Below are 10,523 nucleotides of genomic sequence, written 5' to 3' on the forward strand. Positions count from 1 at the left end.
ACGGAAGGTGCCGGCCGTCGTCGTACCGGGATGGGGGTTTGTTCTCGGCGTTGAGCCGGTCAGATCCACATGGCGGGGTCCACGTACTCCGCCGGGTCCACGGCCGGCAGCTGCTCCTTGGGCGAGCGGTGCCGGAAGGTCGCGGGGATGCCGGTGGCGATCGAGTCCGCCGGGGTGTCCTTGACCACGACTGCGTTCGCGCCGACCGAGGAGCCCTGGCCGATCTCCACCGGGCCCAGGATCTTCGCCCCGGCCCCGACCACCACGCCGTCATGCAGGGTGGGGTGGCGCTTCACCTGCTCCAGGGAGCGGCCGCCGAGGGTGACGCCGTGGTAGAGCATCACGTCGTCCCCGATCTCGGCCGTCTCACCGATGACCACGCCCATGCCGTGGTCGATGAAGAACCGGCGGCCGATGGTCGCCCCGGGATGGATTTCGATGCCGGTCAGGGTGCGGGCGGCCTGGGAGAGCACCCGTGCAGGGGTTCTGAGCTTCTCGTGCTGCCACATCCGGTGCGTCAGGCGATGGGCCCAGATGGCATGCAGACCTGAGTAGACGACGGCGACCTCCAGGTTCCCACGCGCCGCCGGGTCATGGGACCGGGCATTGGCGATGTCTTCCTTCAATCGGGACAGGAAACCCACTGGTGGCCTTTCGATCGGGTGGTTCCGGGCTGCGCCGGGATGCCGGGGAGAGGAGGGGCGACCGGCCGGTCAGCCCCGGATGTCCTCGAACAGGACGGTGGAGATGTACCGCTCGCCGTAGTCCGGGACGATCGCCACGATGAGTTTGTCCCGGTTCTCCTCGCGCTTGGCGATCTCCAGGGCGGCGGACACGATGGCTCCGGCCGAGATGCCGCCGAGGATGCCCTCGCGGGTGCCCATGGTGCGGGCGACGTTGACGGACTCCTCGAGCGTGGCGGTGTACACCTCGTCGTAGATCTCGGTGTCGAGGACCTCCGGGACGAAGTTGGCGCCGAGACCCTGGATCTTGTGCGGGCCGGGCTTGCCACCGGAGAGGATCGGGGAGTCGGAGGGCTCCACGGCCACGATGCCGATCCCGGGCTTCTGCTCTCGAAGGTAACGGCCGGCGCCGGTGATGGTGCCGCCGGTGCCGATGCCGGACACCAGGATGTCCACGGTGCCGTCGGTGTCGTTCCAGATCTCCGGACCCGTGGTGTCGTAGTGGGCCTGGACATTGGCCTGCGTGGAGAACTGCCGTGCCCAGATGGCGTTGTCCGAGTCGGCGACGATCTGCTGGGCCTTCTCCAGGGCTCCGCGCATGCCGTCGGCGCCCGGGGTCAGCACGATTTCCGCCCCGTAGGCGCGCAGCATCACCCGGCGCTCGTTGGACATGGTCTCCGGCATGGTGAGGATGACCTGGTAACCACGGGCCGCGCCCACCATGGCCAGGGCGATCCCGGTGTTGCCGGAGGTGCCCTCCACGATGGTGCCGCCGGGCTTCAGCTCACCGGAGGCCTCGGCGGCGTCCACGATGGAGCGTCCAATGCGGTCCTTGACGGAGTTGGCCGGGTTGTAGAACTCGGCCTTGACGGCGACCTTGCCGGGAAGGCCCTCGGCCAGGTGGTTGAGCATGACCAGCGGGGTGTTGCCGATGGCTTCGGTGATGTTGTTCAGGATGTTGGCCAAGACGGTGTTCCTTCCAGAAACGGTGGACGTGGGCAAGCCGGGGCCCGCCGGGAAAACAGTGCTGACTTCAGCCTATGACAGGCCGGTGCTCTCCGAGGGTTCCACGAGCCATTCCGAGTAACGCTGGCGCACCTTGGCCAGCTTCGGGGTGATGATCACGTGGCAGTAGCCGACGTCCGGGCGGTTGGAATAGAAGTCCTGGTGGAAGTCCTCGGCCGCGTACCACGTGCCGAGCGGCTCGATGGTGGTGACGATGGGGTCCGCCCAGTTCTCCTGGTTGCGCCGGATGGCCGAACGGTACAGCTCCTCGTCCGCGGCGTCCGCCGGGAACAGGGCTGACCGGTATTGGGTGCCGACGTCGTGGCCCTGGCGGTTCAGGGTCGTCGGGTCATGTCCGGTGAAGAAGAGGTCCATGATGAGGTCCGCGCTGACCACAGACTCGTCGAACCCGACGCGGACGGCCTCGGCATGGCCCGTGCGGCCCGAGCAGACGGACTCGTAGGTGGGGTTCGGCCAGTCGCTGCCGGTGTACCCGGATTCCACGGAGGAGACTCCGCGGATCCGCCGGTAGACAGCGTCCAGGCACCAGAAGCAACCGCCGGCCATGGTCAGCACTCGGTGGGACGAGCGCTGGTCCCCGGAGGCAGGGGCGGAGCTGGCACCGGGGGCGTCGGCGGCGTCAGTGGCAGCTGTGGCTTGAGGGGCGTTGTCGAGATCACTCACATTCCCCTACAGCACCACGCTGGCCGCGTTCATTCCCGGGTCAGGCAGAATGGCACCATGAGCGCCGAGACCCACGCCACGGATGCGAACACCCCGAACACAACGACGCCGACCCTTGCCCAGGTGCTGGAGTGCTTCGAGGAGTTGTGGCCGGCCTCCCTGGCCGAACCGTGGGACGCCACCGGCCTGGTGGCCGGCCGCCCCGAGCAACCGGTGGGACGGATTCATTTCGCGGTGGACCCCGTCCAGGACGTGGTGGACGAGGCCGTGGGCGCCGGCGCCCAGCTGCTCGTTACCCACCACCCCCTGCTGTTGCGAGGCGTGACCTCGGTGGCCGCCACCGGCTTCAAGGGACAGGCCGTCCACACCCTGATCGAGGGCGGCTGTGCGCTCTTGACTGCCCACACGAATGCGGATTCCGCCGTCGGCGGGGTCTCGGATGTCATCGCGGACATCCTCGGACTGGAATCGGTCGTGCCCCTGGCCCCCACGCAGGGCGGGCTGCCCGAGGAGGGCATCGGCCGGGTGGGGCGCCTGCCGCAGGCGCTCACGCTCTCCGAATTCGCAGCCCGCGTCTTCGGGGCCATGCCCGCCGTCGCCGGAGGCGTCCGGGTGGCCGGCGACCGGGACGGCATCATCCAGACCGTGGCCGTCTGCGGCGGGGCCGGGGACAGCCTGTTCAACCAGGTCCGAGCAGCCCAGGCGGACGTCTACGTCACGGCAGACCTCCGCCACCACCCCGCCTCCGAGCTGCGGGAAGCCGCCCGTCTGACCGGTGGCCGTCCCTACCTCGTGGAGGTCTCCCATTTCGGCAGTGAGTGGCTGTGGCTGCCGGCGGCCGCCGAGGCGCTGGACACCCTGCTCACCGATCGTGGCTTCGACGTGGAGATCGCCGTGAGCTCGTACAACTCCGATCCCTGGGACTTCGTTCTGACTCCCGGGCCGTGACCACCGAACCGTAAGGACACCACCATGAGCAACGCCCCCACTGTCCCCCTCGCCGACCAGTTGCGCCTGCTTGAACTCCAGCAGCTGGACACAGCCCTGGACCGCGCCCGTCACCGCATGCAACAACTACGCCAGGACCCGGACTACGCCCGGCTTCAGCAGGAGCTGGCGGATTACCAACGGGCCGCCGAGGAGACCGCCACCGGCCTGGCCGAGGCCCGGAAGGCAGTCCGGACGGCAGAGGCCACGGTGGCCGGTGTGCAGGAACGCCGGGACCGCAACCAGAAGCGCCTCGATGCCGGGCAGGGGTCCGCCAAGGACCTGGAGAACATGATGCACGAGTTGCAGACGCTCAAGGCCCTGCAGGACGAGCACGAGGGGACCGAGCTGGAGGCCATGGAGGCCGCAGAGCAGGCCGAGGCGGCCGACGTCGATGCTCAGCGCCGCCTGGCCGCGGCCCAGACGGAAGCGCAGGAACGCGGTGCCGCGCTGAAGGCGGAGGCGGCCGGCGTCGCCGCCGAAGGCAAGGACCTCACCGGCCGGCGCCAGGCCCTCGCCGCCACCCTGCCCACCGGCCTGGTGGCCCGTTATGACAAGATCCGGGAGCGCAACGGCGGGATCGGCGCGGCGCGGCTTGTCGGGAACAAGTCCGAGGCCTCCGGCATGCCGCTGAGCCCTGCCGACCTGGCGCAGATCGAGCAGACACCCGTGGAGACGTTGGCCTACTGCCCCGACTCAGGAGCCATCCTGGTCCGCGCCGAACAGGCCTAGACTCGACCAGTTCCGCACCGCACCCGCACCACCCCCATTGATCCACACCATCCTCACCCTCCATAGGAGAATTCCGCGTGACCCAGCAGTCCACCCCCTCCACCGGCCGTCTCCTCTATGTCGAGGCCGATGGCGGCTCCCGCGGCAATCCAGGTGTGGCCGGCTACGGAGCGCTGGTGCGCGATCCATCTACCGGAGCGGTCCTGGACATCGACGCCCAGCCGCTGGGGCGGGCCTCGAACAACGTGGCGGAGTACTCGGGCATGATCGCCGGACTGCGGATGGCCCGGCGGATCGACCCGGATGCTGCCGTGCACGTGCGGCTCGACTCCAAACTGGTGGTGGAGCAGATGAGTGGCCGCTGGAAGATCAAGCACGCCGACATGCAGAAGCTGGCCGCCGAGGCCCGAGGCATCCTTCCCGCCGGTCAGGTCACCTACGAGTGGATTCCGCGCGCCAAGAACAAGGATGCCGACCTGCTCTCCAACGAGGCCATGGACGCGGGGGCCGCCGGCACCGAGTGGGTCAAGGCAACGTCGGGCATCAAGGTCACCGGGGACTCCTCCGCCTCCGCACACACTCCCTCACCTGCTCGCGAGGCCTCACCAGCAGCCACCCACGACGCCGGCCTGCTCGCCCCGGCTGAGCGGGATGCGGTGCCCGCCGCGGCTGCCGCCCCGGCCGGCGTCACGCCTCCACGGCGGGCGGGACGCCTGCACCACGTGGAGATCTGGGTGGAGGATCTCGAGGCCGCACGGTCGAGCCTGGGATGGTTGTTCCAGGAACTCGGATATGCCGTGAGCGGGGAGTGGTCCGAGGGGACCAGCTACCAAGGGGCAGGGGAGTACCTGGTCCTGGAATCGGGCCCGCATGTCAGGGCCAGCGGCCATGACCGGTTGAAGCCGGGACTGAACCACGTGGCGTTCCACGCCGGCTCACGGGAGGACGTCGATGATCTGACCGAGGCCGCACTGAGCCGCGGCTTCACACTGCTGTTCGCGGACCGGCATCCCTTCGCCGGCGGCCGGAACCACTACGCGGCCTACCTGGAGGCACCGGGCGGTTTCGAGGTCGAGCTCGTGGCCGAGCCGGCCTAGCGGGTCAGGATCCTCAGACCGTCGTGTGCTCGTCCGGGAGAGTGATCTGCAGGCTCGACGGCTTGATCCCGGTTCCCGGTACGAGGTCAACGGACCAGTCGTGGGAGCCCTCGGCGGAACCGGCGGCCGCGATCACCTCGGCGGCGGACTCGGGTGATTTCACGACCCGGGGGCCGGCCAGCAGCAGCTCACGGGCCACCAGGCCACGGGTGTACTTGGCGAAATGGGAGACGACTTTTCGCTCACCGTTCCGGATCTGGAAGACATCCACGGTGGCGGTGATCGACGCTGGGGCCCTCCACTGCGCCGCATAGCCACCGGATCGGCCGTCGATGATGACGCCGGAGTGCTCGGCGTGGGCATCCAACGGAGGGGTGAGCCGCGGCTTCCACCAGCTGGACATACGGCCCAGACCGGGCAGGGAGCTGGTCACGGACAGGCGGTGGTTCGGGATGTGGTCGCCCAGGGCGAGCACCCCGAACAGGCCGGAGAAGATCAGGACCTTCTCGCGGGCCCGCCGACGGGCCGTATCCGGGAGGGAGGCGTAGTCGAGGGCGTCGTAGAGCACTCCGGTGAAGACCTGGTGGGCCGGGGCAGCAGGCGACTCCATGAGCACCACGTTGGCATCGATGTCCGCCCGTACGGTCTCGCCCACACCCAGCACCTCGGCAGCATCGGGGGCGGAGGAGACGGCAGCGAGGATGCCCATGGCCGTGGTCCTTTCACCGGCCAGCGTGGGCAGGACAAGGGAGGTGAGGTCCAGGGGTGCGCCGGAACGGGGAGCGGTCTTGCCCTCGGAGGGCGGCAACAGGATGAGCACCGAAACAGCCTAGCGATCCCCGCCGGGCCCCGCGCACCACGTCGATCCGCGCAGCTGGCGGAAGCACAGTAGCTCGGGCCACGGACCGGACATCGATACGGACATCGATACGGACGCCGGTACGGACATCACCGTGGCAGGCCACCGGTAGACTGGTGCGCCGGGACAGGCTGGCGGACGGCCGCAGGGCGCCGTTTCTCGGTGCCGTGAGGAACGTCCGGGCTCCACAGGGCAGGATGGTGGGTAACGCCCACTCGGGGTAACCCGCAGGACAGTGCCACAGAAAATAGACCGCCGGCCCGCTGGGTGCATGCATCAGGAGGGCCGGTCAGGGTGAAACGGTGGTGTAAGAGACCACCAGCGGTCCGGGTGACCGGATCGGCTCGGTAAACCCCATCCGGAGCAAGGCCGAACAGGATGTGTTCGAGGGTTGCCCGCCCGAGCATCCGGGTTGGCCGCTCGAGCCCGCCGGCAACGGCGGGCCTAGATGGATGGCCGTCGCTGGGAAGCGGGTGACCGCTCCCGGTACAGAACCCGGCGTACAAGCCAGCCTGTCCCTTCACGCTCCTCCACGAGAGACTGAGAACCGACGAACCCCCGGTAGGCCAAGAAGCCTTCCGGGGGTTCGCGGTGCCTGGCACGAGCGGACTCGCGGCGGGTACCGATCGGGGACGGGATCCCCTCTTTGGACCTACTGGTCGTCCTTCCGGCGCCCGCCGAACAGCCGGCGGGACTGGTCCCGGCGCCGGACGGCGTCCGGGTCAGTGGACGACGTGGGCTCCGGCGGGGCGTCCGGGTCGGCGGTCTGCGTGGCCGTGCCCCCGTCCCGGCGGCGGTCGAAGAGACCGGTCGTCCGGGAGATCCGGTAGTCGATGCGATGATCCACCTGTTCGCCGAAGGCGTCGTCGAAGTCCGCGGAGAGCCGGTCGCTGATCTGCTCGTACCGGAGTCGGCGTTCTCGGGCGTCGATCGCGTCCTGATCCTTCTTCAACGCCTTGACGATGGCGAAGCACATGGCGATCAGGATCAGGCTGAAGGGCAGTGCCGTCGCAATGGACGCAGCCTGCAGGGCTCCCAGACCACCGGCCAGCAGCAGGCCGATGGCGAGCGCCCCCTCCAGCACGGCGAACAGCACGCGGGACCAGATCGGCGGGTTCGGGTGACCGCCGGAGGCCAGCATGTCCACCACCAGGGAACCGGAATCGGAGGAGGTGATGAAGAAGATGGCCACCACCAGGATGGCGATCACGGAGAGCACACTCCCGAGGGGAAGGTCGCCCAGCACGTCGAACAGGGTTGCCTCCACACCGAACTCGGTAGCGTCTTCCGGCACCAGCGGGTCATCGGAGAAGAGCTGCCGCCACAGGCCGGTGCCTCCCATGATGGAGAACCAGAGGAAGCCGAGCAGAGTCGGCACGAGCAGCACCCCGGAGATGAACTGGCGGACGGTGCGGCCTCGGGAGATGCGGGCGATGAACACGCCCACGAAGGGGGCCCAGGAGACCCACCAGCCCCAGTAGAAGATGGTCCAGCTCGCGCCCCAGCTCGCGCCCGCCTCGCCCGTGTAGGCGCCGACGTCGAAGGTCATGTTCATGACCTCCGCCAGGTAGACGCCGAAGGACTGGACCAGGTTCTGGAACAGGAAGAGCGTGGGGCCGAGCAGTAGTACGGAGATCACCAGGATGGCGGCCATGGACAGGTTGATGTTGGACAGCCACTTGATGCCCCGGCCGAGGCCACTGACCACGGACAGGGTGGCCAGCAGGGTGATGACGATGATCAGGACGATCAGCAGGGTCATATCCGGTGTCTCGACGATGCCCATCGCCGCCATCCCGGACCCGATCTGCTGGACGCCGAGTCCGAGTGAGGTGGCGATGCCGAAGACGGTGCCGAAGATGGCGAGGATGTCGATGACATCGCCCATCCAGCCCTTCACCCGATTGCCCAGGATCGGTTCCAGGGCCCAGCGGATGGACACCGGACGCCCGCGGCGGTGGATGGCGTAGCCGACGGCGAGGCCGATCACGGCGTAGACGGCCCAGGGGTGCAGCCCCCAGTGCACGAACGTCTGGGCCATGCCGAGCATGGCCACGGAGTGTTCCCGTCCGGGGATGATCGAGGTGATGCCATCCGCTCCGGTCTCGGTGCCGGGCCAACCGGGCTTCGGCGTGGTGGTGGCATAGCCGAGTGGTTCACCGACGCCGTAGAAGACCAGACCGATACCCATGCCGGCGGCGAAGAGCATGGCGAACCAGGACAGCACGCTGAACTCAGGCTTCTCGTCGTCCTTGCCGAGGCGGATCTTGCCGAACTTGGAGAAGCAGATGGCCAGCGCCACGATGATGAACACGCCGATGGCCAGCATGTAGAACCAACCCAGGTTGGTGCTGATCCAGCCCTGAATGGCGGACAGTACCTCGCCGGTCGGAGTCGGGGCGAGAATAGCCACGATCGCCACGGCCGCGATGAGAATCAGCGAGGGCCAGAAGACTGCCGGCGCGATGGTCCCCGCACCCAGGCGGACGCCCTGACGCTTCAGCTTCTCGGTGATCTTCTGGTCGGAATCGTCCTCGTGGATCCGTGCTGAGGGAGGGACATGCTCTCGGCCGTACTCCGAGGTGGAGGCCGTGGGCGGCGTGGGCGGTTCCTCCGCTGCGATCGGGGGTTCGTGGTCCGAACTCGACATGATTACCTCTCTTGGTCTGACGACGGATTCCGTCGCTGGTTTGGGGACGGTGTTCCGGATCGTCGGTTCCCAGCCACCATTCAGGAAGTCGGTGGACTGAGTCAAACAAGAAATCACAAGGCTGTCAGTACTTGACAGCCGCCCAGGGTGGCGGAGGGCACATCTCTTCGCGTGTCACCGGGCGTGCACTTCGACGGCGAACGGCGCTGGAGTCATTAGACTGGACACCGCCGTGTGCCATCTGGATGCGGTATTGGCCGGGACGGGCCATGACCGTCCGCTCATCGGGTGCCCATCGGTGCCCGTCAGCGACAGCGCCGTCGCCGCCTGGAGGCAGGCGCACAAGGGAAGGACCTACCGTGGCAGAAGAGACCAACGGAACCGCGCATGACCAGCGCGCCGCCTGGAACAACCGGGAGGAGCTGGCCGAGAGGATGGTTCCGCTGATCGGCTCGTTGTACCGGGACAACAACGTGATCACGAGCATCTACGGCCGCCAGCTCGTCCACAAGGGCGTCATCGACATCATCAAGGCCCACCGCTACGCCCGTCAGATCGACGACGTCGAGCTTCCGGTGGAGGATACCTACCCCATGGTCGAGGCCCTGGCCGGGATGAACCTCGGTGCCGCATCCATCGACCTGGGCAAGCTGGCCGCGAAGTTCCGCACCGCCGGTGGCGGTCTGCAGAACTTCCTGGACAGGGAGTTGGCCGAGGTGGCCGGGCAGGGCGGGCAGGGCGTCAAGGCCCCCAAGGACGTCGTGCTCTACGGCTTCGGCCGCATCGGGCGCCTGCTGGCCCGCATCATCCTCTCCCACGAGGGCGGCGGCTCGTCATTGCGCCTGCGAGCCATCGTGGTTCGCAAGAACTCGGAGGACGACCTCGTCAAGCGTGCCTCGCTGCTGCGCCGGGACTCCATCCACGGGCCCTTCGAGGGCACCATCACCGTGGACGAGGAGAACAACACGATCACCGCCAACGGCACGGTCATCCAGGTCATCTACTCGAACGACCCGGCCGCTGTCGACTACACCGCCCATGACATCCACGACGCGATCGTGGTGGACAACACCGGCCGCTGGCGGGACGAGGACGGGCTCGGCCAGCACCTGAAGGCCACGGGTGCCTCCAAGGTGCTGCTGACCGCCCCGGGCAAGGGTGACATCAAGAACATCGTCTTCGGTGTCAACACCGATGACATCACCGCCGAGGACACCATCCTCTCGGCCGCCTCCTGCACCACCAACGGCATCACCCCGGTGCTGAAGGTCCTTCACGACGAGTACGGCATCGACTACGGCCACGTGGAGACCGTGCACGCCTACACCAACGACCAGAACCTCACGGACAACTTCCACAAGGGCACCCGCCGCGGCCGCGCCGCCGGCCTGAACATGGTCATCACCGAGACCGGTGCCGCCAAGGCCGTGGCCAAGGCCCTGCCCGCACTCAAGGGCAAGCTCTCCGGCAACGCCATCCGTGTCCCCACTCCGGATGTCTCGATGGCCATCCTGAATCTGGCGCTCCAGAAGGAGACCACGGTGGAGGAGCTCAACCGGCGGCTCCGGGAGGAGTCCCTGACCGGCGAGCTGCGCAATCAGATCGATTACATCAACTCCCCGGAGATCGTTTCGTCCGACTTCGTCGGCTCCAACCGCGCCGGCATCGTGGATGGCCTGGCCACCATCGTCAACGGAGGCAAGAACGCCGTGCTCTACGTCTGGTATGACAACGAGTTCGGCTACTCCTGTCAGGTGGTCCGCGTCATCGAGGAGATGGCCGGGGACGTGGTCCCGGCCTTCCCGAAGGCCTGAACCGTTCCGGAC

Annotated in this window: 9 protein-coding genes and 1 other RNA gene; 5 read left to right on the plus strand and 5 right to left on the minus strand. The window is 67.9% G+C overall.

The window, feature by feature from the left end; all coding sequences use genetic code 11:
* Positions 1-59: 59 nt before the first annotated feature.
* The 3 genes from epsC to msrA all read right to left on the minus strand — a co-directional run bounded on the left by epsC (position 60) and on the right by msrA (position 2,255).
* Positions 60-644, minus strand: coding sequence for a serine O-acetyltransferase EpsC (gene epsC, locus ABD134_RS03090; RefSeq protein WP_344226612.1), 585 nt, complete (start codon positions 642-644; stop codon positions 60-62).
* Between the two features lie 69 nt (positions 645-713).
* Complete coding sequence (cysK, locus tag ABD134_RS03095) at positions 714-1,649, minus strand: cysteine synthase A (protein ID WP_344226614.1); 936 nt, start codon at positions 1,647-1,649, stop codon at positions 714-716.
* A gap of 72 nt (positions 1,650-1,721) precedes the next feature.
* Positions 1,722-2,255 carry a peptide-methionine (S)-S-oxide reductase MsrA gene (gene msrA, locus ABD134_RS03100; protein WP_344227639.1) on the minus strand — a complete coding sequence of 178 codons (534 nt, stop codon included), beginning with the start codon at positions 2,253-2,255 and terminating at the stop codon, positions 1,722-1,724.
* A 174-nt stretch (positions 2,256-2,429) separates the two neighbouring features.
* Here msrA and ABD134_RS03105 point away from each other — a divergent pair, with 174 nt between their 5' ends.
* The 3 genes from ABD134_RS03105 to ABD134_RS03115 all read left to right on the plus strand — a co-directional run bounded on the left by ABD134_RS03105 (position 2,430) and on the right by ABD134_RS03115 (position 5,188).
* Positions 2,430-3,320, plus strand: a complete 891-nt coding sequence (locus ABD134_RS03105) for a Nif3-like dinuclear metal center hexameric protein (protein ID WP_344226616.1) — start codon at positions 2,430-2,432, stop codon at positions 3,318-3,320.
* Between the two features lie 24 nt (positions 3,321-3,344).
* Entirely contained in the window at positions 3,345-4,091 is a 747-nt protein-coding gene (locus tag ABD134_RS03110; RefSeq protein WP_344226618.1) for a zinc ribbon domain-containing protein, read from the plus strand.
* 77 nt (positions 4,092-4,168) lie between these two features.
* Positions 4,169-5,188: a reverse transcriptase-like protein gene (locus ABD134_RS03115; RefSeq protein WP_344226620.1), complete on the plus strand. Its 1,020-nt coding sequence runs from the start codon at positions 4,169-4,171 to the stop codon at positions 5,186-5,188.
* 13 nt (positions 5,189-5,201) lie between these two features.
* Here the strand turns inward: ABD134_RS03115 and ABD134_RS03120 are convergent, their stop codons facing one another.
* Complete coding sequence (locus ABD134_RS03120; RefSeq protein WP_344226622.1) at positions 5,202-6,008, minus strand: YaaA family protein; 807 nt, start codon at positions 6,006-6,008, stop codon at positions 5,202-5,204.
* Positions 6,009-6,173: 165 nt separating this feature from the next.
* Here ABD134_RS03120 and rnpB point away from each other — a divergent pair.
* An RNA gene (gene rnpB / locus ABD134_RS03125) (RNase P RNA component class A) lies at positions 6,174-6,567 on the plus strand.
* Positions 6,568-6,699: 132 nt separating this feature from the next.
* On the opposite strand, the gene ABD134_RS03130 is transcribed toward rnpB, so the two are convergent.
* Positions 6,700-8,697: a BCCT family transporter gene (locus ABD134_RS03130; RefSeq protein WP_344226624.1), complete on the minus strand. Its 1,998-nt coding sequence runs from the start codon at positions 8,695-8,697 to the stop codon at positions 6,700-6,702.
* A 359-nt stretch (positions 8,698-9,056) separates the two neighbouring features.
* On the opposite strand from ABD134_RS03130, the gene ABD134_RS03135 reads away from it, so the two are divergent.
* Entirely contained in the window at positions 9,057-10,511 is a 1,455-nt protein-coding gene (locus tag ABD134_RS03135; protein ID WP_344226626.1) for a glyceraldehyde-3-phosphate dehydrogenase, read from the plus strand.
* Positions 10,512-10,523: the final 12 nt, after the last annotated feature.

The sequence above is a fragment of the Citricoccus alkalitolerans genome (assembly GCF_039528175.1).
In the GTDB taxonomy this organism is placed as follows: Bacteria; Actinomycetota; Actinomycetes; order Actinomycetales; family Micrococcaceae; genus Citricoccus; species Citricoccus alkalitolerans.